At 52.2% G+C, this 25600-nt stretch carries 24 protein-coding genes and 1 pseudogene; 13 read left to right on the top strand and 12 right to left on the bottom strand.

The window, feature by feature from the left end; genetic code table 11:
- Positions 1 to 14 precede the first annotated feature (14 nt).
- From IBT54_RS17035 to IBT54_RS17050, 4 genes are all read right to left on the bottom strand, one after another.
- Positions 15 to 815 carry an MBL fold metallo-hydrolase gene (locus tag IBT54_RS17035; RefSeq protein WP_013356507.1) on the bottom strand — a complete coding sequence of 267 codons (801 nt, stop codon included), beginning with the start codon at positions 813 to 815 and terminating at the stop codon, positions 15 to 17.
- A gap of 77 nt (positions 816 to 892) precedes the next feature.
- Positions 893 to 2008 (bottom strand): metallophosphoesterase, encoded by a 1116-nt coding sequence (locus IBT54_RS17040; RefSeq protein ID WP_201252526.1) that lies wholly within the window; start codon positions 2006 to 2008, stop codon positions 893 to 895.
- A 240-nt stretch (positions 2009 to 2248) separates the two neighbouring features.
- Positions 2249 to 4576 (bottom strand): FdhF/YdeP family oxidoreductase, encoded by a 2328-nt coding sequence (locus IBT54_RS17045; protein WP_033785298.1) that lies wholly within the window; start codon positions 4574 to 4576, stop codon positions 2249 to 2251.
- A 526-nt stretch (positions 4577 to 5102) separates the two neighbouring features.
- Entirely contained in the window at positions 5103 to 5441 is a 339-nt protein-coding gene (locus IBT54_RS17050; protein ID WP_033785317.1) for a cupin domain-containing protein, read from the bottom strand.
- A 201-nt stretch (positions 5442 to 5642) separates the two neighbouring features.
- Here IBT54_RS17050 and IBT54_RS17055 point away from each other — a divergent pair, with 201 nt between their 5' ends.
- Entirely contained in the window at positions 5643 to 6380 is a 738-nt protein-coding gene (locus IBT54_RS17055) for a 2-phosphosulfolactate phosphatase (RefSeq protein WP_201252527.1), read from the top strand.
- A 44-nt stretch (positions 6381 to 6424) separates the two neighbouring features.
- Here the strand turns inward: IBT54_RS17055 and yajD are convergent, their stop codons facing one another.
- Both yajD and IBT54_RS17065 read right to left on the bottom strand, forming a co-directional pair.
- Entirely contained in the window at positions 6425 to 6772 is a 348-nt protein-coding gene (gene yajD, locus IBT54_RS17060; RefSeq protein ID WP_013356513.1) for an HNH nuclease YajD, read from the bottom strand.
- Positions 6773 to 7006: 234 nt separating this feature from the next.
- Positions 7007 to 7174: a hypothetical protein gene (locus IBT54_RS17065; RefSeq protein WP_187266259.1), complete on the bottom strand. Its 168-nt coding sequence runs from the start codon at positions 7172 to 7174 to the stop codon at positions 7007 to 7009.
- A gap of 43 nt (positions 7175 to 7217) precedes the next feature.
- Between IBT54_RS17065 and IBT54_RS17070 the strand changes: the two genes are divergently transcribed.
- Both IBT54_RS17070 and IBT54_RS17075 read left to right on the top strand, forming a co-directional pair.
- A complete protein-coding gene (locus IBT54_RS17070) occupies positions 7218 to 7409 on the top strand; it encodes a hypothetical protein (protein ID WP_201252528.1) in 192 nt (63 codons plus the stop codon).
- A 50-nt stretch (positions 7410 to 7459) separates the two neighbouring features.
- Positions 7460 to 10564: an efflux RND transporter permease subunit gene (locus tag IBT54_RS17075; protein ID WP_201252529.1), complete on the top strand. Its 3105-nt coding sequence runs from the start codon at positions 7460 to 7462 to the stop codon at positions 10562 to 10564.
- Positions 10565 to 10793: 229 nt separating this feature from the next.
- Here the strand turns inward: IBT54_RS17075 and IBT54_RS17080 are convergent, their stop codons facing one another.
- Complete coding sequence (locus tag IBT54_RS17080) at positions 10794 to 10970, bottom strand: general stress protein (protein ID WP_009093122.1); 177 nt, start codon at positions 10968 to 10970, stop codon at positions 10794 to 10796.
- Positions 10971 to 11171: 201 nt separating this feature from the next.
- Between IBT54_RS17080 and IBT54_RS17085 the strand changes: the two genes are divergently transcribed.
- The 5 genes from IBT54_RS17085 to IBT54_RS17105 all read left to right on the top strand — a co-directional run bounded on the left by IBT54_RS17085 (position 11172) and on the right by IBT54_RS17105 (position 17122).
- A complete protein-coding gene (locus IBT54_RS17085) occupies positions 11172 to 11465 on the top strand; it encodes a hypothetical protein (protein WP_013356516.1) in 294 nt (97 codons plus the stop codon).
- Between the two features lie 446 nt (positions 11466 to 11911).
- Positions 11912 to 13885, top strand: coding sequence for a methyl-accepting chemotaxis protein (locus tag IBT54_RS17090; RefSeq protein ID WP_201252530.1), 1974 nt, complete (start codon positions 11912 to 11914; stop codon positions 13883 to 13885).
- A 104-nt stretch (positions 13886 to 13989) separates the two neighbouring features.
- Positions 13990 to 15006, top strand: coding sequence for an NAD(P)-dependent alcohol dehydrogenase (locus tag IBT54_RS17095; RefSeq protein ID WP_013356519.1), 1017 nt, complete (start codon positions 13990 to 13992; stop codon positions 15004 to 15006).
- Between the two features lie 272 nt (positions 15007 to 15278).
- Positions 15279 to 16058, top strand: a complete 780-nt coding sequence (locus tag IBT54_RS17100) for an MBL fold metallo-hydrolase (RefSeq protein ID WP_095708242.1) — start codon at positions 15279 to 15281, stop codon at positions 16056 to 16058.
- 71 nt (positions 16059 to 16129) lie between these two features.
- Entirely contained in the window at positions 16130 to 17122 is a 993-nt protein-coding gene (locus IBT54_RS17105) for a GlxA family transcriptional regulator (protein ID WP_201252531.1), read from the top strand.
- A 20-nt stretch (positions 17123 to 17142) separates the two neighbouring features.
- On the opposite strand, the gene IBT54_RS17110 is transcribed toward IBT54_RS17105, so the two are convergent.
- Positions 17143 to 17544 carry an H-NS family nucleoid-associated regulatory protein gene (locus IBT54_RS17110; RefSeq protein ID WP_095708244.1) on the bottom strand — a complete coding sequence of 134 codons (402 nt, stop codon included), beginning with the start codon at positions 17542 to 17544 and terminating at the stop codon, positions 17143 to 17145.
- Between the two features lie 274 nt (positions 17545 to 17818).
- Between IBT54_RS17110 and IBT54_RS17115 the strand changes: the two genes are divergently transcribed.
- Positions 17819 to 19390 (top strand): sensor domain-containing diguanylate cyclase, encoded by a 1572-nt coding sequence (locus tag IBT54_RS17115; RefSeq protein WP_201252532.1) that lies wholly within the window; start codon positions 17819 to 17821, stop codon positions 19388 to 19390.
- 54 nt (positions 19391 to 19444) lie between these two features.
- A pseudogene (locus IBT54_RS17120) lies at positions 19445 to 19880 on the top strand (VOC family protein).
- A gap of 220 nt (positions 19881 to 20100) precedes the next feature.
- Here IBT54_RS17120 and IBT54_RS17125 read toward each other — a convergent pair.
- Positions 20101 to 20502, bottom strand: coding sequence for an H-NS family nucleoid-associated regulatory protein (locus tag IBT54_RS17125; RefSeq protein ID WP_013356526.1), 402 nt, complete (start codon positions 20500 to 20502; stop codon positions 20101 to 20103).
- Between the two features lie 1213 nt (positions 20503 to 21715).
- Between IBT54_RS17125 and IBT54_RS17130 the strand changes: the two genes are divergently transcribed.
- The gene (locus tag IBT54_RS17130; protein ID WP_013356527.1) at positions 21716 to 21901 is read left to right on the top strand and encodes a DUF2256 domain-containing protein; all 186 of its coding nucleotides are present in this window, start codon (positions 21716 to 21718) and stop codon (positions 21899 to 21901) included.
- Positions 21902 to 21946: 45 nt separating this feature from the next.
- Here the strand turns inward: IBT54_RS17130 and IBT54_RS17135 are convergent, their stop codons facing one another.
- The 3 genes from IBT54_RS17135 to IBT54_RS17145 form a co-directional block, all read right to left on the bottom strand.
- Positions 21947 to 22252: a hypothetical protein gene (locus IBT54_RS17135; RefSeq protein WP_013356528.1), complete on the bottom strand. Its 306-nt coding sequence runs from the start codon at positions 22250 to 22252 to the stop codon at positions 21947 to 21949.
- A 110-nt stretch (positions 22253 to 22362) separates the two neighbouring features.
- Positions 22363 to 22905, bottom strand: a complete 543-nt coding sequence (locus IBT54_RS17140; RefSeq protein ID WP_013356529.1) for a YfaZ family outer membrane protein — start codon at positions 22903 to 22905, stop codon at positions 22363 to 22365.
- A gap of 52 nt (positions 22906 to 22957) precedes the next feature.
- The gene (locus IBT54_RS17145) at positions 22958 to 23194 is read right to left on the bottom strand and encodes a YgdI/YgdR family lipoprotein (RefSeq protein WP_095708247.1); all 237 of its coding nucleotides are present in this window, start codon (positions 23192 to 23194) and stop codon (positions 22958 to 22960) included.
- A 379-nt stretch (positions 23195 to 23573) separates the two neighbouring features.
- On the opposite strand from IBT54_RS17145, the gene IBT54_RS17150 reads away from it, so the two are divergent.
- Both IBT54_RS17150 and IBT54_RS17155 read left to right on the top strand, forming a co-directional pair.
- The gene (locus IBT54_RS17150; RefSeq protein ID WP_013356531.1) at positions 23574 to 23999 is read left to right on the top strand and encodes a DUF1090 family protein; all 426 of its coding nucleotides are present in this window, start codon (positions 23574 to 23576) and stop codon (positions 23997 to 23999) included.
- A gap of 663 nt (positions 24000 to 24662) precedes the next feature.
- Positions 24663 to 25043: a YgiW/YdeI family stress tolerance OB fold protein gene (locus tag IBT54_RS17155; protein ID WP_095708248.1), complete on the top strand. Its 381-nt coding sequence runs from the start codon at positions 24663 to 24665 to the stop codon at positions 25041 to 25043.
- Positions 25044 to 25600 lie beyond the last annotated feature (557 nt).

Below are 25600 nucleotides of genomic sequence, written 5' to 3' on the forward strand. Positions count from 1 at the left end.
TCTCTCAACGCCTGCTACGCCTGATGATCCTGCAGACAGGCCAGATAGGTTTCTCCCGACCGCATCACTTTCTCTTTCGCCTGCTCACGAATTTCCTGACCTTCAAACGCGCCATAAAGCTGACTGAATGTTACGTCATCAAGTCGATGCAGGATGTCGCCTACTGTGGCGGCTGACAGTGGCAGCATATTTGGGTAGCTCCACATAAACGACACGCCATGCGCACCCGGCGTGACCTGAATGATATCACCCGCCAGCATCACCCCTTCGCCCTCGTCCCAGTGCAGCACGCTGCCACCTGGAAAGTGGCCGCCCAGCCGTAACAACGTTACACCCGGCATCAGCGCCAGTGAATCCCCCTCCCAGAACCGGATATACGGGCTTTCCCGGACAATCCATTGTCGATCTCGGGCATGCAGATGCAGGGGCGCATTAAACGCCTCTGCCCACTCCTGCATGGTGGTGTAGTAGTGCGGATGAGAAATTGCGATAGCATCAATGCCGCCCAGCGCCGCGATTAGCGTGTACGTGGCGTCATCAAGGTTAGCGATGCAATCCCAGAGCACGTTGCCGTGCGGCGTACGCAGCAAAAAGGCACGCTGATTAATGGCAAATTCAGGCACCGTTTTAAGACTTAACAACGCATCGCTGTGGGCCGTCCACTTATTCGCGTGGCTGGTGCGCAGCGCGTCAAACGCGATCCAGCCCTGACCCGCAGCCGGAACGTACTGACGTTCATCCTCACAGATTTTACAGTGCTGATTCGGGGCATCAGAGGGATAAGCCGTCCCGCAGGCGGTACATAACATCGTCATGGTGATCTCCTTTGTCTCACTCAAGCTTATGCACACCTGCGAAAACCGCACTTTCCTGACGTAATTTCGTCACGCGATTACCGCTGGCGGCGCAGCGTAATCCGCGTCAGTTCGGAGGGGCGGCCCAGCCTGACCGCCATGCCCGGCCAGAGTGCCGTGCCGTTATTCACATAGAGCTGCATTCCGCCAACCTGATAAAGCCCGGACACAAACCCGGCGTTGGGTTTAGCAAACAGCCGGTCCAGTCCGATAATCAGCCCGCCATGCGTATGTCCTGAAAGCTGCACATCCACGCCCTGCGCCGCGTTCTGACGGGCATTGCGCGGCTGATGATCCAGCAGGATCACCGGTGCGTTTTCAGGTGCCTGCGCCAGCGCGCGGGCCAGGTCGGGGCCGGTTGCATTTCTGCCGGGTGCGGAGGCATCTGGCAGACCGGCAATCACCAGCTTTTCCGCACCGCGCTGGATGACGGTATGGCTGTTGAGCAGCGGCTGCAGCCCCAGTGACGCCAGGTGGGCCGTCCAGACTGTCTGATGGAAGAAATATTCGTGGTTACCGGTAATCGCCCATACGCCATCACGGGCTGCCAGCCCACGCAGCGGCGCGACGTCATGCCGCCTGTGTTCCAGGCTGCCATCGATCACATCGCCCGTTACCACAATCAGATCGGCGTTGAGAGACATCGCGCGCTCAACCATCGCGGCGGTCCAGGCCGCATTAAACAACCGGGTGATATGCAGGTCAGTCAGCTGCAACAACTGATAGCCCTCGAACTCAGCGGGCAGGTTGGGCAGGACCAGTGTTACCTCTTTGACTGGCGGCACGCGTATCGCCTGCTGTACCCCAACGGCAGCCAGCACCATCGCCAGCACCACAGCCAGATAGCGAACACCGGGCACCAGCTCCAGCGGATGCCGCAACAGCAGCGCGATCAGCATGACCGCATCCATCAGCATCTGGAGCAGCGCCAGCAGCAGCACGGTGCTGTACGCCCAGTTAAACAGGATGATAATAATGCGGGGCATTTCGGCGGAGAAAATACCGCCCGACGTAAAGCGGCTTACCAGCAGATATTGTGAGGCCAGTAAAACCAGTGCGGAGAGCAGGATCTTGATGGCCAGTGGCAGGGATAAGGGAATGATGACGCGCGCAATAACATACCAGCTGGGTAAGCTGAAAATCAGGTGAAACATGGCAGTCTTCCGGTAGGGCGCTGAACGTCAGCGCAGGCAAAAAAGAGACGATCGTTTATAGAGCTGTTTTCAGCACATCAGTGTATACGATGCTGCCGTTCGGGTTACTTCGCGCGGGGTGCTTTACGGGTGATAAAACAGCTGGAGGGCCGAAAAAAGGGTGCCGGCAGGCCGACAAGCAAAAACAGCGTGACCGGAACACCGGCCACGCTGGCAATATTAACTCTCTTGCAAGTCAGACTAGCGAAGAATACCTGAGGTGGTGTGCGTCTCGTCGGTTACGCGCGTCATAGCAATCGGAATACTTTTATAGGCGGGAATGCCGCTTTTGGTATCGTGGCTATCGAGCGGAACCATCACATTGGCCTCCGGGTAGTAAGCGCCGACTGAACCAGGTGCCATATCAATAATCACGATGGTCAGGTTTTTCATCTGACGCGAGGTGGGATTACCCTCCGGATCCAGCGCCATGAGATCGACACGGTCACCCACCCGCAGCTCTCGTTTCTCCGCCTCTTCCGCATTGATAAACAGCACATCGCGGCGGCCCGTCACGCCACGATAGCGGTCATTCAGTCCGTACAGCGTGGTGTTGTACTGATCGTGACTGCGCAGGGTGGTGAGCACCAGATCATGGCACTTCAGCGAGCGGGGATCTTCGTTGATGCCCTGCATTACTTTAAATTGCGCACGACCGGAAGGCGTGAGCCAGACGCGTTCTGATGCGGCGTTATGGAGCCGGAAACCACCCGGATGCTTAATCCGCTCGTTGAAGTTTTCGAAAGCCGGGAACACGGCTTCAATGGCATCACGGATACGGCTGTAATCGGCGACCATGGCTGACCAGTCAACCACGCTGTCTGGCAGGGTTGCCTTAGCGAGTGAGGCGACCAGCGCCGGTTCAGATTTCAGATGGGGTGAAGCCGGGTTCAGCGAACCGCGCGAGGCGTGTACCATCGACATGGAATCTTCAACGGTCACACTTTGCGCGCCGGTCGCCTGAACATCGGTCTCAGTCCGGCCCAGCACCGGCAGCAGATAGTTATGTTTTCCGAGTAACAGGTGTGAGCGATTCAGCTTGGTGGCCATATGCACTACCAGATCTAAATTACGCATGGCCGGGAATGTCACCTGTGGATCGGAGATTGCCTCTGCCAGGTTACCGCCCAGACAGAGCAGCGCTTTGGCTTTACCATCGCGCATCGCCTTGATCGCCTCGACAGCGCCGTGACCATGTTCCTGTGGCGGACGGAAACCAAAGACCTTTTCAATGCTATCCAGAAGCGACTGCGGCGGGATCTCAGTGATGCCCACTGTGCGGTCACCCTGAACATTGGAGTGACCGCGTAACGGACAGATCCCCGCACCCGGCTTACCGATGTTGCCGCGCATCAGCAGCAGGTTCGCGATTTGCTGGACGTTCTGCGTGCCGTACTGATGCTGGGTAATGCCCATTCCATAACAGATGATGGTCCGTTCAGCGCTGGCGTAGAGCCGGGCGATATGCTGGATCTCCTCACGCGCCATGCCGGAGACTTTGAGGATGTGCGCCCAGTCGGTGCTTTCCAGGTCAGCTTTCAGGGCATCAAAGCCTTCGGTGTGCTCGTTAATAAACGCTTCATCGATGACGCCGGGTTTGCCATGGCTCAATGCCTCCTCGTGCAGGGTGAGCAGGATCTTCATCACGCCTTTGAGCATCGCCGCGTCGCCGCCCACCCGCACTTTGTAATAGGTCGAAGCCAGCTCAGTAGAGCTCATTGAGAGCATCTCAATCGGACTCTGCGGCGAGGTAAAGCGTTCCAGCCCGCGCTCACGCAGCGGGTTGATCGCCACAATGGTGGCACCGCGCTTAGAGACTTCCCGCAGCGTGCCGAGCATGCGTGGATGGTTGGTGCCAGGGTTATGACCGATGCAGAGCACCAGATCGCAGTGGTCAAAATCCTCCAGCTCTACCGTACCTTTGCCGACGCCAATCGACTCCGGCAGTCCGACGCTGGTCGGTTCATGACACATGTTTGAGCAGTCGGGGAAATTGTTGGTGCCATATTCGCGGGCGAAGAGCTGCCACAGAAACGCCGCTTCATTTGAGGCGCGGCCCGACGTATAAAACTCCACGCTATCGGGATCCTCATAGCTACGCAGATGCTCACCAATCTCCTGGAACGCCGTCTCCCACTCGATGGGCTGATAGGTGTCGGTAGTGGGATCGTACTTCATGGGATGGGTCAGCCGTCCCTCGCCCTCCAGATGCAGTGCGCTGCGCTCCCACAGTTCGGTCACGGTATGAGCAGCAAAAAATTCCGGAGTGGTGCGCTTGCTGGTGGCTTCCCACGAGACGGCTTTTGCGCCGTTTTCGCAGAACTCAAAGGATGAGGCATGCTGCGGGTCGGGCCAGGCACAGCCCGGACAGTCAAAGCCCTGCGGCTGATTAACTTTAAACAGGGCAATCACATCCTGCTTTACTGACATCTGGCCACGGATCGCATCGGCAACCGCCTTTAGTGCGCCCCAGCCACCGGCGGCACCACCATAAGGGGCGATGCCATTTGTGCGATTTTGCTCTTTCATAATGCTCCACATTGTCTCTATTGTTATTGGCTAAGCCTGGTACATAAAAAGGAACAGCAACGTGGATTCTGGCTATTATTCAGCGAAATTTTTTCTCAAAATGTTTCGGTGTGGCCGTGCGCTCTGTTTTTCTGGTATGAAATAAGCGTGAGGGTCACGCAATAATAAACGAGACGGCCGTGTGCGATCCCCTGGGAAATTTATCAGGAACAGCAAAGCTGTTATGACTGGCAATAAATGGATTTTAAGTAACGTATTGTTATAAAAGAATAATAATGCGGTGGCGATTCTGTGGTATCTAAATAATTTGATTTCTTGCAGGTAAAGTCATTACGGTTAATATTTCCATCTGTACGCTAAAAAAAAGAATATTCACAACGGCATTATTAGCGTAGCGGGAGTTGGGTAAATATAACGGGTCGTTATTACCGCACAAATTAATAAGCCGTTCTGGTATTTAAACTATCGTTCAGCCGGTATCTGTACACATCATGAGACAGCGCCATTGCCCGGCGCTGCTGGCCGATCAGGAGAGGTCAGTACGATCGCCTCGTGTTGTCGGATGAGAAATTACAATAAATTCTACTGGCGCATCGCTGTTATTTCTGGCCTGGTGTTTAGCGTGTGGCGGAATTTCGATTCCCTGTTGCGCACTGATATCATGCACTTCGCCCTCCAGTTCCATCGACAGCACGCCCTGAAGAACAAAGAAAAACTGCCGGGATGAAGCATGATAGTGTCTTTTTTCACGGGTGCCGGGCGGCATTTTTTCATGAATGACTAACATATCTTTGCGGTTCATCAGATACCAGCCATCACACCCGTCCCCCCAGCTATAGTGTTCTGCATTCTCTTTTGAAATCATCATTCTGCGCTCTGGTTATTATTGAAAAGTCTGAAGCCCTGACTAACTATACAAGGCCAGGTTACTGGCCCTCAATTTTTAGTGTCGGTAATAACTTCAATGTACTTTAACTCTGCTGATAACTTAACTGGGGATGACCCGCCAATGGCGTGTCGTGGATTGAGCGGCGCACACCTGACTGGCTGTAACGGAGGATGAGATATGCAATGGTGGGATCAGGAGAGATTTAACGTTCGTCTTGAGTGGGGCGATGCTGCTGTCCGCTACGCGGCAAAAGACGTGGAGTGCATCATTATCGTCGATGTGATGTCCTTCTCTACCTGTGTCAGCCTGGCGGTCGATAACGGAGCACAGGTTTATCCTTATCCATGGAAAGATGCATCTGCCATCGGTTTTGCAAACAACATCGGCGCACGACTCGCCAGCTACGACAGACTGTCTGACGCAGGCGGTTTTAGTCTCTCTCCGGCCTCGATTCAGAAAATAGAACAGGGCGAGAAGCTGGTTCTGCCGTCTCCCAATGGATCAGCGATTTCATTCCTGGCCCGTGATAGGGTTGCGGGCGTCACTGTATTCAGCGGCTGTTTCAGGAATCTCACGCAGACAGCAAAGGCCTGTCGCAACTTCGGGCGTATTCTGGTTATCCCCTGTGGAGAGCGCTGGCCCGATGGCACGCTTCGCCCGGCCATAGAGGACTATGCTGCAGCCGGTGGCATTATTGCAGCCATCGGGCGTGACCGTTGCTCCCCTGAAGCAGCAGGCGCGGTTGCCGCCTGGCGGCAGCTGAATCTGTTATCTCTTCGCGAATGCGCTTCAGCCCTGGAACTTCAACAGCGCGGATTTCAGGAGGATGTCGATCTCTGTCTGGATCTGGATAGCGCAACGCGGGCCTGCCAGTTGCAGGGCGATTTTTATGCGGCAGGTCCGGAACGGGGCTGAGCCTGTCAGCTCGTTGTTGTCCTGACAGGCTCAACATTCAGCGGTTACTTCTTCTTATTCAGCATCGACTTCAGGTCAGCAAACGGATTGTAGGTCGCTTCACCCACATCTTTTTGTGCATCCTCGCCAGCCACCACGCGGGTGCCATACTGGTCAGCCTCAGTGTACTTTGAGTGCTCGTGATCGTGACAATAGAGACACAACAATTCCCAGTTGCTGCCATCTTCCGGATTATTAGTGTGGTCGTGATCGATATGGTGAACCGTCAGCTCGCGCAGATTTGAATAAACAAATTCTCGTGAGCAGCGCCCACACACCCACGGATAGATTTTAAGTGCTTTCTCACGGTAGCCGCTTTCCAGCCGCGAATAGTTTTTGGGGATCAGAGCCATTGCCGTTATTACCTGTTTTGCAGAGGTGTGTTCACGATAGTGCAGCCACTATATCCCACAACGGAACCCGAGGAGAAATTCTCCTGTTACGTGGGAAGAAAGGCTGACAAGCTTAAAGCGATCACCGGCAACTACCTGCGACTGAAAACTTATCCTGTTGCCCGCGCCAGCCTTACCTATCAGCAGCATGGCGTAAGAAACATGATTATTTACCGCTTTGCTTTAAATTCCACGCTAAATGTAGTGCCGCACGACATAAACCGCCCAGAAAATCGCGTTAGCTCCCAGATAAATCCAGCATCCCCAGTAGGCAATAGGTTCACGGCGGGTGCGGAGTTTGGGCAGGAAGATCAGTAAATAGAGAGCAGAGGCGATAAGCGAAACGAAGTAGAAAAATTTCATTGTTCTCTCCTGGTTAATATCCTTTATTTCAGGATAGTCAGGGATGACCATTTTGCTCATTGCATCATCAGATGCGTTCCACACCGAGGCTTTTGGCAACTACGCCGGAAGTGACCCGTTCTGGCTGCTACAAAGCGAACTGGCGGCACAGCGTCGCAATCGGCCCGGTACAGGAAAAGATAACGTCAGGATGTTTAACCGGATGTTACAACCTATAATGAACGCAGTTTGTTGACCTGCAGGAATGCAGGTCTTGCTCCCGCCCCAAAGGAAGAGATCCCGCTGATGTTTTCTCGTTTTTTTATTTATCGCCCCGTCTTCGCATGGGTTGTTGCCATTTTAATTATGTTGCTTGGCGCGCTCTCTATTACGCTGCTGCCGGTTGAACAATATCCCGATGTTGCACCGCCCTCGGTGAATATTAGTGCAACTTACACCGGTGCCTCTGCGGAGACGCTGGAGAACAGCGTCACTCAGGTGATTGAGCAGCAGCTGACCGGGCTGGATAATCTGCTCTATTTTACCTCCAGCAGCAGCTCGCAGGGGAATGTGTCGGTCACCGTCACCTTCAGTCAGGGCACCGATCCGGACACCGCGCAGGTGCAGGTGCAGAACAAGGTACAGCAGGCGCTCTCCCGTCTGCCCAGCGAGGTGCAGCAGCTTGGCGTCACCGTGACCAAATCGCAGTCGAACTTCCTGTTGGTGATGGGGCTGTATGACACGACAGGCAAAAGCAACAGCACCGATATCGGCGACTGGCTGGTCAGCAATATGCAGGAGCCGCTGGCCAGGACCGAAGGCGTCGGTGACATCCAGGTGTTCGGCGGCCAGTATGCGATGCGCATCTGGCTCGATCCCTTCAAACTTAACGCCTTTGCGTTGCAGCCCTCCGACGTGTCTGCGGCGATACGCTCGCAGAACATTCAGGTTTCAGCCGGTAAAATTGGTGGCCTGCCATCGCCTGACAATCAGCAACTTACCGCCACGGTCAGAGCGCAGTCGCGACTTCAGACACCTGAGCAATTCCGCAACATCATTGTTAAAAGTGATAAAAGCGGTGCCATCGTGCGGGTAGGGGATGTGGCGCGGGTGGAGCTGGGCGGCGAATCTTATGACATGACCACCCGACTCAACGGGCATCCTGCGGCGGGGGTCGGCGTAATGCTGGCTCCGGGTGCGAATGCGCTGGCCACGGCGACGCTGGTCAAAAACAAAGTTGAAGAATATCGCCATTCTATGCCGGAAGGTTACGAAGTGGCCTATGCCCTCGATAGCACCGATTTCATCAAAATCTCCGTTGAGGATGTGGTCATCACCCTGATCGAGGCGATCGCACTGGTGGTGGTGGTGATGTACCTGTTTCTGCAAAACATCCGCGCCACGCTGATACCGGCGCTGGCGGTGCCGGTCGTTCTGCTTGGCACCTTTGGCGTGCTGGCGCTGTGCGGCTATACCATCAATACTCTGACGCTGTTTGCGATGGTGCTGGCCATCGGCCTGCTGGTGGATGATGCGATCGTGGTGGTGGAAAACGTCGAGCGCATTATGCATGACGAAGGTCTGCTGGCGCGTGAGGCAACGGAAAAGTCGATGAAAGAGATCTCCGGTGCGCTGGTGGCTATTGCGCTGGTGCTTTCCGCTGTCTTTCTGCCTATGGCCTTTTTCGCAGGCTCAACTGGCGTGATCTACCGGCAGTTCTCCGTGACTATCATAGCCGCCATGACCTTCTCTGTGGTGGTGGCGCTGACCCTGACGCCTGCGCTATGTGGCATGCTGCTGCGGCCAACAGCACCCCATCGCAAAGGCTTCTTTGGCGGATTTAACCGCTTTTATGCTGCCACCGAGCGTCAGTATCGTCACAAAGTGGTGAGAACGTTGCGTCGTCCGCTCATCATGGTGTCACTCTACGCCGCAATGGGCGTGGTACTGTTTGTCATGTTCACCCGACTGCCGGGTAGTTTCCTGCCGACTGAAGATCAGGGCAGCATTATGCTTCAGGCGACGTTGCCGGCGGGCGCTACGGCCAGCCGCACCGAGGCCGTCAATAAGCAGATCGTTGACTGGTTTCTGACGGAGGAGAAACAGAACATTGATGTGGTCTTTACCATCAACGGCTTTAACTTCAGCGGCGCAGCGCAGAATGCCGGTATGGCGTTTATCAAGCTTAAAAACTGGGACCAGCGACCCGGCAGTGAGAACTCTGCTGAAGCGATTGCCGGACGCGCCACCTATGCGCTTGCATCGATTCGGGATGCACAGATCTTTGCGCTGACGCCGCCGTCGGTGCCGGGGCTGGGGCAGAATAATGGTTTCACCTATGAGCTGCTGGCCAGTGGTGGCACTACGCGTGAGCAGCTGGGCAGCCTGCGCGATCAGCTGTTACAGAGCGCCGCACAAAGCCCGGATCTGATCGGTGTGCGGGCGAATATCCTGCCACAGACACCGCAGCTGCAGATTGATATCGATACCAGCAAAGCGGTGGCGCTTGGACTTCAGCTGGATGATGTGACCGACACGCTGACCAGCGCCTGGGGCGGAGCCTACATTAATGACTTTATCGATCGTGGCCGGGTGAAACGCGTTTATCTGCAGGGCGATGGTCAGTATCGCTCTGCGCCATCGGATCTGGATAAGTGGTACATCCGTAACAGTGAAGGCACCATGACGCCGTTCTCCGCATTTGCTTCGACCCGCTGGACCATGGGGCCGGAAAGTCTTAACCGCTACAACGGTTCTGCCTCCTATGAAATCCAGGGACAGAACGCCGAAGGCTTCAGCTCTGGTGATGCCATGAACACCATTGAGCGGCTGGCGAATGAACTACCGGCAGGCACGACGGGTGCGTGGAGCGGACTTTCGCTGCAGGAGAAGCAGGCCGGCGGGCAGTCGACCACGCTTTATGCGATCTCGATTCTGGTGGTTTTCCTCTGTCTGGCGGCGCTGTATGAGAGCTGGACGGTGCCGTTCTCCGTGCTGTTAGCGGTGCCACTCGGTGTACTGGGTACGGTGCTGGCCGTGGCGCTGCGCGGATTAAGCAACGATATCTACTTCCAGGTGGCGTTACTGACCACGGTCGGGCTGACGTCCAAAAATGCGATACTGATTATCGAATTTGCCGAGAATGCGGTGCGTCGGGGCAGTTCGCTGAGTGCTGCGGCGTTGCTGGCGGCGCGAACCCGCCTGCGACCGATTATGATGACCTCACTGGCCTTTATCGCCGGGGTGATCCCGCTGGCGGTGGCGACCGGTGCCGGTGCCAACAGCCGCATCGCCATCGGTACCGGTATCATTGGCGGCACGCTAGCGGGTACCGTGCTGGCTCTGTTTTTCGTTCCGCTGTTCTTTGTGCTGGTGAAGCACTACCTGACCCGGCATCGTGACGCAAAATAACCCTCTCAGCTCGTCTGTCGGACAGGACCGGCGGGCTGAAATTACGGCTCCTGCGACTGAAAATAAAGCGTTCCGTCAGACCTGCTATTCGGGTCACGAATAACGGAGAGGTGAAATAGCGTAAAAGTATTTAATGGCTGAGAGAGATAAGGGATGAACATCGTCGTGAATTCATTCAGAAGAGATGCCACTCCATGGCGTAAAACGTCCTAAAGCGCTTTATTCAGAATTACTTAGAAGGACGGCGACTAATCTTGCCTCCTTTCCGACCGGCTTCCCTGGCTTTTTCATGATCGTTTTTGAAATTGCCCCCACTGACCTTGCCTCCTGCACTGCCAGCTTCACTCGCACGTTCTGGATCGTTGGCAAAATTACCGGCACCACCTCTGTATTTCTGTTGTGTCATAGGAAGACCTCATATCAATGTTCCATTAGATAAAAAGGACTAGCTAGTCACACCAGGAAGCTTAGTCGACCGCTTCGTTTATGCAAATGCACAGCGTTAATACCTTGATAAGTCAGAGATTAAACTTCGGCTGCCCGTTCGCCGCAGCAGGGCAAAGACCGATGAACTACGCTTAAAGGCCTGACGAAAAAGGAGAATGCTATGAGCGACGCGACATTAATCGACACGCTTGAGTTTGGTTCTGACGAGCAGAAGCAGAAATATGAAATCTACGGCGATGATGCACAGACGCCCACTTTTGCTGTGATCTCACGACAGCAGGGCGATGGCTGGCAGAAACTGGAGGAAAAAATCAGCTTCGCCGCGCAGGATGAACAGCAGGAAGCGACGGGATCAATGGGCTACGGTTCCGGCGATACGCTGCCCGATTTACGCGATTTGCCTGCGGAAGCACGGGAGCGCTGCGAGCGGCACTGGCAGGAGCAGAGTGCATAATGATTAGAGCGCTGCTCATTTTTTAGTGGTGAAGTCGCCCGATGAAGAGAGATGCGTGGAGGCGGCAGAATAAACCTCTAAGCGCTCTCTTTTTCCGACAGCCACAATAAAAGAGACCCAGGTCCTTAAAAACGGATGAGTCTGCATCGCAAAAAGTAATCATCAGTCACCAGCACAGCTTTACATCTGCCCGCCAGAATCCTGTCCCGGCTTATTTTATGCTACTAAAATGTAACAACTTCATTCATTAAACCAACTGCAGCAATCGCTAAAGGTTTTCCCGCTGGTGGCGATAACCCAATGGCGTTGAGCGCGCCACTCAATGATGAACCCGGCACTCAGCGCCGAGTTCTGAACGCGAACGGACCTGCATTTAGCCCTCCTTCTACACACCAGAAAGCGCGAATTTAAGCGCAAGTTACTCATATAAAAGTGAAAATAATAATATGTCGATCATTAAGACGATCAAAAGACGCCTGCCTGTTGCCCGTCTTAGGCGTAGCAGCCAGCCAGCGAATGGCACCTGGGATTGTCGTGCATTGCCAGAGTCACTCTCCTCCATTGGTTTAAGCTCGCGCGCGGGCGGCATTCTGATGACATTTGTTCCGCCTGAAGCCGATTTTCAGCGGGTCAGCCAGGCCTGGCAGCGCTTTAACACCCCCGATCTGACGGTACTGACGCTTTGCTCCAATGGTGCGCTGAGCAGCAGCCGATCGCAAAGCACCTACTGTGATGGCAATGGCCCGGAAGGAAGCTATCTCTGGCTGCCCGACACGTTGATCGCCAGCCATGAAACGCACATTGTCGATCTGCATGTTGCCGATACGCAGACCGCCAGTCAGCGTATCACCGCCATCCAGCAGGAGCTGATGCGGTTACAGGTGCGGATGCCGCTCTCGGCCGATCGGACTTTTGCGATGATTTACTGCGACGGCCTGTCGGCGTCAGAAGGCTTTCTGATGCAGGCCTGGTATAACAGCGGGCGCTTCCCGTGCCTGGCGATTGGCGGTTCAGCCGGTGGCAAAATTACCTTTGATGGCACCTGGATTGGTGCGGGTGGCAGGGTGCTGCAGGGCAAGGCCGTCATCGTGTTCTGCCAGATAGCAGCAGGAAAATCCTTTGCACCGTTCAAAAGCCAGAACTTCACGCCACGCGAGCAGAGCTGGCTGATTGCTGAAGCCGATCCGATTGCGCGTACGGTCACTTCCGTGTTTAACCGCCAGGGACAGCAGCAGCCGTTTGTGGCGTCGCTGTGTGAGCATCTTAACTGCACCGAGGCGCAGCTGACTGAACGCCTGAAGGGGCTGACCTTTGGTGTCAAAGTCGGCGGCGAATACTTTATTCGCTCAATCGCCAAAATTGAATCGGGTGGCGTGCAGTTTTTCTGTGACCTTGAGTTTGGCGATCGGCTGTTCCTGATGGAAGAAAAAGACTTTAAACAGGCGACACAGCAGGAATGGCAGGCTTTTACCGCCCGGCACGGCAAACCCGCGGCGATTCTGATGAACGACTGTATCCTGCGTCGTGTCGGTAATGCCGATAAGCTGCACAATGCTCATTTCTTCAAAGGGATTGCCGCCGCCGGTTTTTCCAGCTTTGGTGAAATCCTGGGCGTGCCTATCAACCAGACGCTTTCTGCGCTGGTGTTTTTCAATCATGACGTCAAAGCGATGAGCCAGTTCCCGGTGGAGTATGCCGGCTATGCGGCCCATTACGCGCAGCGCGCGTTACGCCGCTGGGAAGCGTTGAACACCATTCAGACGCGGGTGCTGGATCGGGTTATCAACTATCAGCAGGCGCTGACGCCGCTGATGGAGGCGCTACCGGTACTCGAAACGGCGACGCACAGCCAGGGAGAAACGCTGAGCCTTGCAGAAAGCAGTATCCGTAACATCAGCAACATCGCCACTGAGAGTCAGCAGGCGCAGGGCCGGCTGGATGAAGGGCTGGACGATCTGGAAAAAATCTCGAATGGCATTAATGAGATTACACATGGCATCAGCAATATTGCTTTCCAGACCAACATCCTGGCGTTGAATGCCGCCGTCGAAGCAGCACGCGCAGGCGAGGCTGGCCGCGGCTTTGCGGTAGTCGCGGGTGAAGTTCGTCGTCTGGCACATTCGTCGAAAGAGCAGGCCGAAGCCACGGCGAGTAACATTGGCGAGGCGGTCACCACCATCTCACGTATCCGGCTGGTGGCGAGTGACTCGGCGCAGACGGCTGCACAGATGGCGGAGCGCAGTATCAGCGCGGCCGATACGCTGGCGGCCATGAATCAGCAGACCCGACATGAGCGCGCCGACATTGCGAAGCATCTCGGCAGCCTGCGTGAACTGACGCAGGGAATGGATGCGATGCAGGAAGCGGTCGCGCAGCTCAAAGTGTTACAAACGCTTTCCGGGGCGCAGGTTAAAGGCTGATTTATCAGCATAAAAGACAAAAAAGTGCGGTGTAAGCGTAACGGCCAGGCAAGGCAGGCTTTCAGTTGTTACACTTGTCGGTGATTAACCACGCAGAGGTACTAATGAAAATCAAAAGTTATGCAGCCATGCAGGCTGGCCAGGCCCTTGAACTCTATGAGTACGATGCCGCCGAACTGGCAGCCGAAGAAGTCGAAGTCCAGGTCGAATATTGTGGCGTCTGCCACTCAGATCTGTCGATGATCGATAACGAGTGGGGCATCTCTCAGTTCCCGGTGATTGCAGGACATGAAGTGATCGGCCGCATCTCTGCCCTTGGCGAAGCGGCTAAAAGCAAAGGTCTCTCAATCGGCCAGCGTGTAGGAATCGGCTGGACAGCAAAAAGCTGTCAGCACTGCGATGCCTGTATCAACGGCGAGCAGGTTAACTGTCAGCAGGGCAGCATCCCAACCATCATGAATAAGGGTGGTTTTGCCGAGAAGCTGCGCGCCGACTGGCAATGGGTTATCCCGCTGCCGGAAAAACTGGATGCGGCCAGCGCCGGTCCGCTGCTGTGCGGCGGTATTACCGTATTTAAACCGCTGCTGATGAGCAACATTACGGCGACCAGCCGTGTTGGCGTGATCGGTATCGGCGGTCTGGGCCATATCGCGATCAAACTCCTGCACGCGATGGGTGCCGAAGTCGTGGCCTTCAGCTCAACGCCGGATAAGAAGCAGTCGATTCTGGATATGGGTGCGGATGAAGTGGTTAACAGCCGTGATCCTGAAGCTCTGAAGAAGCAGGCGGGTCGTTTTGATCTGATCCTGAGCACCGTGGCAGTCGACCTGGACTGGAAACCTTATTTCGCCGCGCTGGCGCCTCAGGGTAAATTCCACACCGTGGGTGCCGTGATGAAGCCGATTGAAGTCAGCGCGTTTGATCTGATCCTGGGTGACAAAGCGGTAACCGGTTCATCAACCGGCTCACCAGGCCAGCTGCGTTCGCTGCTGCGACTCGCTTCGCGTGCAGATATTGCGCCACAGGTTGAGTTCTTCCCGATGTCAGACATCAATAAAGCGCTGGATCACGTCCGCGCCGGTAAAGCCAATTACCGTGTGGTTCTGAAAGCCGATTTCTGATGCGAACCTGAAATGAACATGCCGCAGCCTGCTGCGGCATTTTTTTGTCCTCATGTTGTCAGCCCTGATACTGAAAATTCGTTTCACACTCAGGTCATGCCCATTTTTCCATCACCCTCAGACTCCAGTCAGCGATACATTCAAAAGTGGCCCGAATCCATCGAACACTGTCCTTTGAGCCTGTCACGCGCAGGTCAGAAAGTGCCGTAAAGTGAATTTATCGCAGCCTGTAAGTCTGGCTGGTGTCAAAGAGACCCTTTGCGGAGCACAAAATGAAACTGACCCAGATTCGTAACGCCACACTGCTGCTGGAGTATGCAGGCAAAAAATTCCTGATCGATCCGATGCTGGCAGATAAAGACGCGTGGCCTGGCTTTGCCGGTAATGCCCGTCCCCATCTGCGCAATCCCATGGCTGAACTGCCTCTCCCGGTTGAGGCACTGCTGGCGGTAGACGCAGTGATTGTCACCCATACACATATGGACCACTGGGACGAGGCCGCGCAGCAGCTGATACCAAAGACGATGATGATCTATAGCCAGAATGAACGTGATGCAGCGCTGATTCGTTCGCAGGGTTTTGCACATGTTCGGGTGCTGCAGGATGAAAATCCGTTTGTTGACGGCCTGACGATCCACAAAACGGAGGGTCAGCATGGCAGCAATGCGTTGTATGCCGACAAAGTCATGGGCGATATTCTGGGCGATGCCTGCGGTCTGGTGTTTACCCATCCGTCCGAAAAAACGCTCTACATTGCCGGGGATACCGTCTGGGTTAAACCTTATGTCAGAACGCTGCAACGTTTTCAGCCTCAGGTCGTGGTAATCAATGCCGGCAATGCGACTAACGATCTCTATGGCCCCATTATTATGGGAAAGGAGGATACGCTGCGCACCCTCAATATTCTGCCTGAAGCGACTCTGGTGACTTCGCACATGGAAGCGATTAACCATTGTCTGCTGACACGCGCTGAACTGCGCGCTTACACCCTGGAACAGGGTATTGCTGACCGGGTACTAATCCCGGAAGATGGTGAAGCAATGACATTCTGAGCATCGTCGTCCTGAACCGGCACAGCTACGCGGTAAGGGCTAAATCATGCGTTTCATAAAAAGGGGATAAGATGACTGCTCTGAACGTCGCGGTGCTGGCAACGGCCGGTTTTAGTCCGTTTCATTTTTCAGTTCCCTGCATTCTGTTCGGCTCTGCTCTCCCGCAGCAGGGTCTGTTTCAGATTGATATCTGCGCAGAAAAAAAAGGCCCGGTGATCTCAGATATGGGGCTGTCAATCATGGTGGCAAACGGGCTCGGCCTGCTCGATCGGGCCGATATCATTATTGTGCCATACTGGCATAATCCGGCTGAAAAACCGTCGCAGGCGCTGCTGGATAAGCTGGTAGCTGCCTGGCAGCGTGGCGCAGAGGTGGTCGGACTTTGTCTGGGGACTTACGTACTGGCTTATGCAGGCCTGCTTGATCAGCATCGTGCTGCTACTCACTGGGAATTTGAGCGCGATTTCAGCGAACGCTTTCCACAGGTTCACCTCGACAGCAATGCCCTTTATACCCGGGACGATCGTCTGATCACCTCTGCCGGCACCGCGGCGGGTATCGACTGCTGTCTGGACATCATTCGTCAGCACTATGGCAGCGCTGTAGCGAATCGGGTAGCCAGGCGTATGGTGGTGCCGCCTTACCGTGAAGGTGGGCAGGCGCAGTTTATTGAGCGGCCGGTTCCGGAAACGATCCGCGACGGCAGGATCAATGCGCTGCTGGCCTCCCTGCGAGAGACTATCCATCAGCCGCAGGATCTCGACACCCTGTCACAGTCGCTTGGTATGAGCAGGCGGACGCTGACGCGCCATTTTCACAAGGCGACGGGCATGTCACTGGGTGAGTGGCTGACGGCTGAGCGTCTGCAGCATAGTCAGCAGTTACTCGAAACCACCGGTATCAGTATTGAAAGCGTGGCAGCAAGGGCAGGTTTTGATTCGCCTGTTTCATTCCGGCAGCGTTTCAAATCCCGGTTTGGCGTCACTCCCAGTGAGTGGCGCCGGACGTTTCGCGGTCCACAGCCGGAGATGAACAACGCGAGAGTTGCGGAAGATAATGTGTGATCCGGCAGGAATTCTTGCGACTAAAGCAGGAAATCATCCAGCGACTGGCCATTTTCAATCGCCGCCTTAATGACGGAGGGAGTACGGCCCTGACCCGTCCATTCGCGTACCTGACCATTTTCATCGGTGTAACGATATTTCGCCGGACGTTTCGCGCGTTTCTTTTTCCCGGATACCGTAATAGCATCGCTATTCACCAGTTCCGCCGGATTGATCCCTTCCTCCATTAACAGCTCATGATAAAAAGCCAGTTTCTCCGCTTTTTCACGGGCTTCTGCCGCTCGTGCGTTTTCCTCATCACGACGCTCATTTACCACGGTCTCTAATTTCTGGCGCAACTCTTCGAGCATATCCAGAGCCATATTGCGCGCCTCTGCACGAAGCGTGCGGATATTATTCAGGCTGCTCAGGTTCTTAGTCATAAAATTCCTCAAATACTCAAGTTAATCAATAAAGTGCAAATTATTCAGCCACCAAGGGTAACATTTACCTGCCTTAGAATTGAAGCTTAAATGTGGGTTAATTCGCTATAAATCCTGCATTATGGATACCGGTTGAGCCATTTAAGGAGAGGATTTAAGCAAATTATGCTGGTTTAATAGGGATTGTCATTATCGAAGCGGGATTGCGGGATTTGCATTCTTGCTTTTGACTAACTGTGCTTAAATCAGTCAACAGGGTTTATCAAGGACAGGCATGAAGTTTCGCCGTAAAAATGATGGTTCTGCGCCAGAAATTTCGCCGCTGCTGAGAAGCATTATGCTCTCAGGCGTATTGCTCACCGTGGCGGTAATTGGATTGAATCTTTGGACGCTGCGGGAAGACTGGAATGAAACCGTCCGTAAAGCTGAGGATACGGCCGTGAATCTTTCACTGTCGCAGGCGCGTCAGGCTGACGATACGTTTCTGCAAACCGAACTTTCATTGCGCGAAGTGCAACGCGAGCTTGAAAAGCAGCTCGCCACCACCGGCGCAGAGGGTAAGGCGCTGAGTCAGACAATGCATCTGTTGCAGAGCCGCCTGCCGCAACTTCACGGCCTGTTCTACTATGATGAGCGGGGCCGATGGATAGCGACCTCGATGAGCAGAATACCGCCAGGCGTTGATAATTCCGATCGTGAGTATTTCGATTATCATCGCGCCAGCCCGCGCAATAACCTGCATATCGGCCCGGTCATTCGCAGCCGTACTACGCACGAGCTGGTCATTCCGGTTACCCTGCGCGTCAATGATGCTTACAACGGTTTTAAGGGTGTTTTGCTCGCCACCATCAAAGTGGACTACTTTCGCCGTTTCTATAGCTACTACGAACTCAGCGATGGGGATGTGCTGGTGCTGATGCTGGCAGACAGTACGGTCCTTTACGCCCGGCCAATGCCCGATAGCTATATCGGCAAAAATCTTTCAGTGAGTTCGCTGTTCATGAAGATCCTGGCGAATTCGGATAAAGGGAGCGGTCAGTGGACGGCTGCGCTTGATGGTAAAAAACGCATCTTCGGCTTTGTCCGTTCACAGCGATATCCGCTGGTGGTAGCCGCGGGTTACGACAAGCGAGCGCTGTTTAACCACTGGCTAAAGAGCTGGGTACAGGATTTGATTCTGAGCCTAGCTCTGCTACTTGTTATTCTTTTACTGGGTACGTTTGTGCTGCGTCAGGCGCGCCATACGCTGCGTTATCAGCGTGAACTGACACGGTTACGTGATGAGCTGACTGCAGCGAATCGCTCCCTGGAAAATCAGGCACAGAGTGACGGGCTGACAGGAGTGGCTAACCGTCGCCATTTCGACCACATGCTGACAGAAAGCCTGCTGAATGCGGAACTGAGTGGCCTGCCCGTGTCACTGATCCTGTTTGATATCGACTATTTCAAACGTTACAACGACACTTATGGCCATGTTGCCGGTGACGACTGCCTGAAAAAAGTCGCCACCGTTCTGAAGCACGCCGCCCGGCGCAAAAACGAGCTCACCGCCCGCTATGGCGGCGAAGAGTTTGCCATCATTCTGTCTGAACAACCGCTGTCCACTGCAGTAGACCTGGCGGAGTCCATCATCGCAGCCGTTAATCGGCTCGCTATTCTGCATATGACTACTGAGCTGCCGCAAAAGCACGTCACCCTGAGTGCTGGCTGTGCCATGTATTTCGCTACTGATTTACAGCATGGGAAACAGGGGCTTATAAAGCGCGCGGATGAGGCTTTGTATCGTGCGAAACGGGCAGGGCGCAATCGGGTAATGTGTGAAGAACGTCCGGCTAAGCACGCATGATGAAATTCTGAACTGCCCTGTGGCACGATGATCGCTCAACTTCAACAGGGAGCGATCATGTCAGACGATACCGGTTCCACTCATCTTGCACTGGTACGCGATTCAGTAAAGAGCGTGGATTTTTATCGCCGTTATGCCGGATGCGGGTAATACATCGGCGAGAATCGGGCGTTGCGGACGCGCAGAAAATCGCATGGCTGTCAGAACTGACCGGACCTTTTGCTCTGGTGCTGGTGCAATCAGATAACAGTAACAGTACGCCGCTGGGGCCTTTTGGTCGTATTGGCTTAGCCTGCGGCCGTCGCGAAGAGATAGATGAACAGGTGGCAATTTCGCGTCGCGAAGGGGTATTACGCAGCAGTCTGAAATAACCGTTAGTTACCGGGCATTCTTTGGCGACCCTGATGGTAATACGCCCGAACTTTCATTTGGCCAGCAGAACGGGTTGGAAATCATCATCGCACGTGTTTCCCGGTCTGTTGTAAATTGATAAAACGGCTAAGGTAAGTGAATGAAACCTTTTATCTGCAACGAAATTGCGCAGAGCATTTCGGAAATTACATTCAGGTTAGTGTCTGTGCATGATTGTGTATAAAGATGGATAAGCAGCGTATGTACAGGCAGGGGAGTATGAAGTTAGTGTTTTTCGTCTGTTGCTGATAAAGAACCGCCTGAGCAACGTCAGGCGGTTCTCATCCAGGCATCCTGAATTAGATCAGAAAATCGTCCAGCGATTTACCTGCATCGATGGCTGATTTAATCGCCGAAGGGGTACGGCCCTGACCTGTCCACTGCTTAACGTCACCATTCTCGTCGGTATACTGATATTTAGCCGGACGAGGCGCACGTTTTTTCTTCTCAGCGGGAGTAGTCGGCATACCATTTAACAGTTCGTTAGGGTCGATACCTTCCTGCAACAGTAATTCACGGTATTTTGCCAGCTTCTCAGCTTTTTCACGATTAGCCGCTTCAGAAGCCTGAGCTTCTTCACGTCGCTCACTGACCACAACCGACAGTTTTTCCAGCATTTCTTCCAGGGCAGCAAGGTCAAGCTCGCGAGCATTTGCGCGGAGGGTACGGATATTATTCAAGCTGTTGAGAGTGTCACTCATCAAAGTCACCATAGTCATGTTCAGATAATAAAAATACAGAGCGGATTCACGCTGATGCTTTTCGTCGGACCTGCTTTTCTTAAAATGCTTGCCTTCGAAGAATCATAATACAGAACCAATAGTTCAACCTTAACATATTAATCTGTTTCTGAGAGAGTTGAAACTCTATTTAACGCATGCTGGTTAAACAAAAGTAAATTTACGCCATTTTTTTACTCACTTCACTCAAATGGCTAAAACCCGTATTACCTGAGACGTGGGGGGTAATTTAGCAGGGTTATGGATTAATCGTGCTGGTTTTTGTGCAGTGTCAGCGGAGTCGCTTCGCTATTCGCATGCTTTTCCTGAGAAAGAGGATAACGTCAGCTGCAAAGCTCACACGCAGCTACTGCTCAGAGCAATGATGCTGTGCGTAATTTCGCTGTAAAAATCCTGCTATGAATTATTTCGCTAATTTATTGTCAAAAAAGCTGATTCAGCATCATAGTGGTAAGTTCATGATAATAGTTTAATTTATTTATACCTCCCTGTTTTTTTCAGGAACGTAACATAACGCATAGCAGTGCTGCGAAATTGTCTGCCGATTGGTTTAAATATGCGTGAAAAATGCCGTGCACTCACACAGATGGATACGGGTTAAGCAGAATCATCGCCTGCCTGCTGCCATTAAAATGATTATTTACGGTAATAATTACCCTTTGTTCATTCAGCGTCTGCAGCTAATAAGCCCACGACATGCTGTGGATTCAAGCCTGAATGCCATTTTTCTCCAGGATTATTGCTTAAGTCTCATTAAATCAATCATTTATTTGCACAATCCCGGCCAGTTTTATAAGTGGTTTGACAACCTCTTCTTTTTTCAAGTCCACCACGTAACGTATAGATGAACAGAGTAATCAATAACCGGCCTGACCAGTGCGGGTATGAACTGCGCTGGACTGTTGCCTGGTGTAATTAACCCTGTGGATTTTCACTTATGCAGGGTTCATTCTGAGGTTGCAGAGCAACGCAAGTTTAAATAGTTGCTAATGATAAATTTGCACTGTAAATCCGTTCTGGGGTTAGGCGGGTAAGGACAGGCATCCGCATTGCCTGATCTGAACACCATGCACGTAGCTATCGCAGAGATGGGGAGGAATTACCGCAGGCTAAGCTACACTTGACAACTGATGCGTTTACGTCAGCGCGATGATTACTTCTGCAGAGGTCTGAAGTGTTTAAAGGCAATAAAAAGTCATTACCTGTTCGTTACTGTAAAACCTGTAACAAACCGATGTCATGGCGTAAAAAGTGGGAGAAGTGCTGGAATGAAGTTTTGTATTGCTCAGAGCGTTGCCGGCGTCAGCGTTCTGCGCAGCATAAAGATGATGCAGAAATAAACGCTGAGTGGAACAAGTAAAACTCACAGGAAAAGGCCAGGTTTTTGACCTGGCCTCACAGACCGCTATTGCTGAACCTCAATCTGTTGCCAGCCTTTTTTAAACATGCAATCTTTCACCAGTATCTCGCGCTGACTTTCATTGGCGTCACTGGTTGAGTAGTCGGTATCAGTCGTTTTATATTTACTGTCTTTCGAGGTGTATTTACCGCTGACGATATTATCAGGCGGTAAATCCCGCAGCGCCTGAGCCTGACAGGCTGTTTCCGCTATGGTTTCCTGCTGCTCAGATGCATCGGGCTTAACCCATTTGTATTGCACGCATCCGGTCAGACAAAGAGTGAACAACATCAGCATTAGAGGTTTCATCATCTGTTTCTCAGCAATACCCGCCAGCGTTCAGGCAAGTTGTTCAGTAAAGAAGCCAGTCTGATTATCTGAATAGGCTTCCTCACCAGCCAAAAAGAAATTTTTATCTGACATTAAAATGTCAGACCGCCACCGATGTAGGGACCATCGATCAGCGTATGACCCGGACGTCCATCTTTACCGTCGACACCCGCGTAACGGTAGCCCACTTTTAAAACCAGCGGACCCAGAGGTGACCAGCTGACGCCGGCGTTTGCTTCCACAAAATTCTTAACGCTGTTGGTCAGCTGTTCCGGCGCGGAATACCCTTCACCATAAATCGCAAAATCTGCAGGCAGATTGAGTTTCACACCGCCTCCGACAGGAAATGCGACGCCGTTATCCCCTTTTTTGCCACCGATATAAGTCGCTTTCACGCCAGCGGTCAGCATCACAGGACCGATTTCCAGGTTATAACCGGTACCCGCCTGACCAATCTGCACACCATCTGCCGTATTTTTGATCCACTGGCTGTCCAGATAGAGTCCGCCGGATGAACGGCCAATTTCAGCATCCAGTGCAGAGGTGTTTTTACCTTGTTCAGCATTCAGGCCAATGGCCATTGCAGATGAAGAGATACACAGCAGTAAGCCAAGGCTAATTAAGGAAATTTTCATTGCTTATTTCTTCCACATCAGGAAATTAATCAGGATCGTTGCTTAAAAGGATTTACTTTTGCACCATTTCTTTAACATCGCGCTGCTGCAACTGATGTATGTTTCCGTCTGCATCTTTATAGGAGAGCATGCCGGTTTCTTTATCCCTGACGGGTTTACCCTGCGTCGTTATCATGTGGCCGTCATTGGTCGAGATGACATAATTGCCAGAGCAGGCGGAAATGGACATAACTGCAGCCATCATCACGAGAGCGAAGGCGAATTTTCTGCCATGTTTGAAAGAGGTCATTTTACTTTCCAGTCGTTGTTCTTTAAGAAGATGCGGCATTATTAGCTGTGTTTGTTAAACGATATGATAACAATCAGGGAGTCCCGCGCCGAATGCGTAAAAAAATGATCTGGATCATTTTCACAGGATACTCAGGGGATTGTTAAAATTCTTCTCGTTATTTGAAAGGTTAAGGCATTAAAAATGCTGCGCCAGCAATGCTGGATTTTTAATGATGCCATTTCCGCTGAAGTTATTGGGATTTAAACCGCAATTTAACAACGACTCCCTGATGACGTGATAATTTCATGTTTCAAATTATATATTGTGGCTTTGGATCGCTTCGCTATAGTAAACCGGCAATATCACTCTGATTAGTCTGTTTTAACAAGGATTTAATATGGCTATGAAAAACACGGTTGTCGCTTTGATATTTATCACGTCACCATTAACAGTATTTGCAGCAACTAATTCCTGCAAAGATCAGCTGGCAGATATTTCAGCAAAAATTGAGGTGGCCAAAAGCCAGGGGAATAGCGCTGAATTAGCTCGACTTGATATTGCCCGTGATAAAGTTGAGACCTATTGCACTGATGAACGTCAGGCAAAGCGTGCCTCTCATGAGGTCAGTAAACGCGAGATGAAGGTTAAAAAGGCAGAGCTTGAACTTCAGGAAGCTCAGCAGGAGCTGGCTGAAGCCGAAGCGGATGGCCGCAGCGATAAAATCAGGAAAAAGAGTACCAGGGTAGAAGAGAAGAAACTGAAGCTTGAATCTGCAAAAATGGAGTTAAAAGAAGCTGAGGCTGATGCTCAGAGACTGAATTAAGATCCGTTAATTCTCAGGCTTACGCTGTGAGCCTGAGAAAATTGCATTCATCGCTGCCTGTATCACTGGCAGGCTTTTACAACCCCATTCTTTATAAGCGTCACAATGCGATGCATGGCAGTTAACGCCTTAGTATTCTGCTTACGCAGGCAGGTCATGACGCCATTCACTGCTTCTTTCACCTGTACCTTCCGCTGGAGCGGTTTATGACAAACCCATTAGGTAGCGTATTGCAGTTGCGTTACACCAGCGTTCATGAGGCATAAAAAAACCACTCAAAAGAGTGGTTATAAGCAGTACAAAATACTTCAATGAGCAAAGCTGCGATACAGAATAAATTAATGCTGGGACATATCTGTGCCAGAAAAGGATAGCCGTTAATATGCAGGCGGGCTAAGTGATTTGTGCGGAAGGATGAATGGGTTAATTATAAACATTGTCATATTGCATAAGGTGTTAATTACAGCGAGTTCGTTAAAAGGTTTTTTTGATGGCTTTTTTCGAAAGCAACACTAATTTAACTTTGGTTGCCATTTTGATGGTTTTATAGCGTGCTCACATTACTGGTGATATTTTCAAAACACGCGCAGACAATAAAGCTTCTTAAGATCCCGTTAAGATCTGCGATGTAAATTACCCTGGAAATTTAACGGAGATAAAAATATGAAAAAGATTATATTAGCGGTGTTATTAGCAGGTATGAGTCTGGGTGTTTCTGCGCAGGAAGGATTTATTAATCCGGCAGGGCAGGGTTCTTCACAGGGTGGTTTTAAAGGCCCGACACCGGGTGTCGCTTCAGTCGCCCAGGCTAAAACACTGCGGGATGATGCATGGGTTGTTCTGGAAGGCAATATCATCAGACAGGTTGGGCATGAGCTTTACGAATTTAAAGATAGTACCGGAACAATTTATGTCGATATCGACGATAAGCGCTGGATGGGACAATCATTGTCACCCGCTGACAAAGTGCGCATTGAAGGCGAAGTCGACAAAGACTGGAACAGCGTTGAAATTGATGTGAAAACTGTTCGTGTCATGAAGTAACCTGTATTTACCACTGATATGGCAGTGACCTGAAGCCGGGCCACTGTCTTTTTTATAATGCACATTCCCAGGCGGATATTCTAAGGTAAGCGATAAATATCTACGGAACCTGCCCGGCAAGATAGCGATGACAAAATCTTCAAGGCTTAACACCGGATTAGACAGTGGATTCACTGCTTAAAAAAGCTGGTGCAGAGTCAGTTCTGAAAGAATTATATATTAGTTACAACACACTTCTGTGCTGGCAGCTGAATCGCCGGTTTTCCTGTGAAGTATGCGCGTTTTAGTCAAAACTAACCGAGCTGTTCTGAAAATCCAAGTGCTCATTGGCAAGCCGCCCCGCACGGCCCAAAGGGCCGTAATTGTTGTTTTAGCTTAATTGAATGATGTAACTAAAAAGCTATTCTGTTACGGGCTTTATAAACACCAAAACAGAATGACATCCCTTCTGCTGACCAGCTCGCTTTTTGTCTGAGCTCGTATCGAATGAACACACCGGCAGGCGAGGCGTCAGATGGTGAAAATATTGCTCTCACCCGGGTACAAGACAAAGACGG

The organism is Pantoea sp. S62, from assembly GCF_016658625.1.
GTDB lineage: Bacteria > Pseudomonadota > Gammaproteobacteria > Enterobacterales > Enterobacteriaceae > Pantoea > Pantoea vagans.

What these genes read in the sequence shown, in the direction of transcription:
- IBT54_RS17035 (WP_013356507.1), bottom strand. Translation starts at nt 815, where the DNA reads ATGACGATGTTATGTACCGCCTGCGGGACGGCTTATCCCTCTGATGCC.
- IBT54_RS17040 (WP_201252526.1), bottom strand. Translation starts at nt 2,008, where the DNA reads ATGTTTCACCTGATTTTCAGCTTACCCAGCTGGTATGTTATTGCGCGC.
- IBT54_RS17045 (WP_033785298.1), bottom strand. Translation starts at nt 4,576, where the DNA reads ATGAAAGAGCAAAATCGCACAAATGGCATCGCCCCTTATGGTGGTGCC.
- IBT54_RS17050 (WP_033785317.1), bottom strand. Translation starts at nt 5,441, where the DNA reads ATGATTTCAAAAGAGAATGCAGAACACTATAGCTGGGGGGACGGGTGT.
- IBT54_RS17055 (WP_201252527.1), top strand. Translation starts at nt 5,643, where the DNA reads ATGCAATGGTGGGATCAGGAGAGATTTAACGTTCGTCTTGAGTGGGGC.
- yajD (WP_013356513.1), bottom strand. Translation starts at nt 6,772, where the DNA reads ATGGCTCTGATCCCCAAAAACTATTCGCGGCTGGAAAGCGGCTACCGT.
- IBT54_RS17065 (WP_187266259.1), bottom strand. Translation starts at nt 7,174, where the DNA reads ATGAAATTTTTCTACTTCGTTTCGCTTATCGCCTCTGCTCTCTATTTA.
- IBT54_RS17070 (WP_201252528.1), top strand. Translation starts at nt 7,218, where the DNA reads ATGACCATTTTGCTCATTGCATCATCAGATGCGTTCCACACCGAGGCT.
- IBT54_RS17075 (WP_201252529.1), top strand. Translation starts at nt 7,460, where the DNA reads ATGTTTTCTCGTTTTTTTATTTATCGCCCCGTCTTCGCATGGGTTGTT.
- IBT54_RS17080 (WP_009093122.1), bottom strand. Translation starts at nt 10,970, where the DNA reads ATGACACAACAGAAATACAGAGGTGGTGCCGGTAATTTTGCCAACGAT.
- IBT54_RS17085 (WP_013356516.1), top strand. Translation starts at nt 11,172, where the DNA reads ATGAGCGACGCGACATTAATCGACACGCTTGAGTTTGGTTCTGACGAG.
- IBT54_RS17090 (WP_201252530.1), top strand. Translation starts at nt 11,912, where the DNA reads ATGTCGATCATTAAGACGATCAAAAGACGCCTGCCTGTTGCCCGTCTT.
- IBT54_RS17095 (WP_013356519.1), top strand. Translation starts at nt 13,990, where the DNA reads ATGAAAATCAAAAGTTATGCAGCCATGCAGGCTGGCCAGGCCCTTGAA.
- IBT54_RS17100 (WP_095708242.1), top strand. Translation starts at nt 15,279, where the DNA reads ATGAAACTGACCCAGATTCGTAACGCCACACTGCTGCTGGAGTATGCA.
- IBT54_RS17105 (WP_201252531.1), top strand. Translation starts at nt 16,130, where the DNA reads ATGACTGCTCTGAACGTCGCGGTGCTGGCAACGGCCGGTTTTAGTCCG.
- IBT54_RS17110 (WP_095708244.1), bottom strand. Translation starts at nt 17,544, where the DNA reads ATGACTAAGAACCTGAGCAGCCTGAATAATATCCGCACGCTTCGTGCA.
- IBT54_RS17115 (WP_201252532.1), top strand. Translation starts at nt 17,819, where the DNA reads ATGAAGTTTCGCCGTAAAAATGATGGTTCTGCGCCAGAAATTTCGCCG.
- IBT54_RS17125 (WP_013356526.1), bottom strand. Translation starts at nt 20,502, where the DNA reads ATGAGTGACACTCTCAACAGCTTGAATAATATCCGTACCCTCCGCGCA.
- IBT54_RS17135 (WP_013356528.1), bottom strand. Translation starts at nt 22,252, where the DNA reads ATGATGAAACCTCTAATGCTGATGTTGTTCACTCTTTGTCTGACCGGA.
- IBT54_RS17140 (WP_013356529.1), bottom strand. Translation starts at nt 22,905, where the DNA reads ATGAAAATTTCCTTAATTAGCCTTGGCTTACTGCTGTGTATCTCTTCA.
- IBT54_RS17145 (WP_095708247.1), bottom strand. Translation starts at nt 23,194, where the DNA reads ATGACCTCTTTCAAACATGGCAGAAAATTCGCCTTCGCTCTCGTGATG.
- IBT54_RS17150 (WP_013356531.1), top strand. Translation starts at nt 23,574, where the DNA reads ATGGCTATGAAAAACACGGTTGTCGCTTTGATATTTATCACGTCACCA.
- IBT54_RS17155 (WP_095708248.1), top strand. Translation starts at nt 24,663, where the DNA reads ATGAAAAAGATTATATTAGCGGTGTTATTAGCAGGTATGAGTCTGGGT.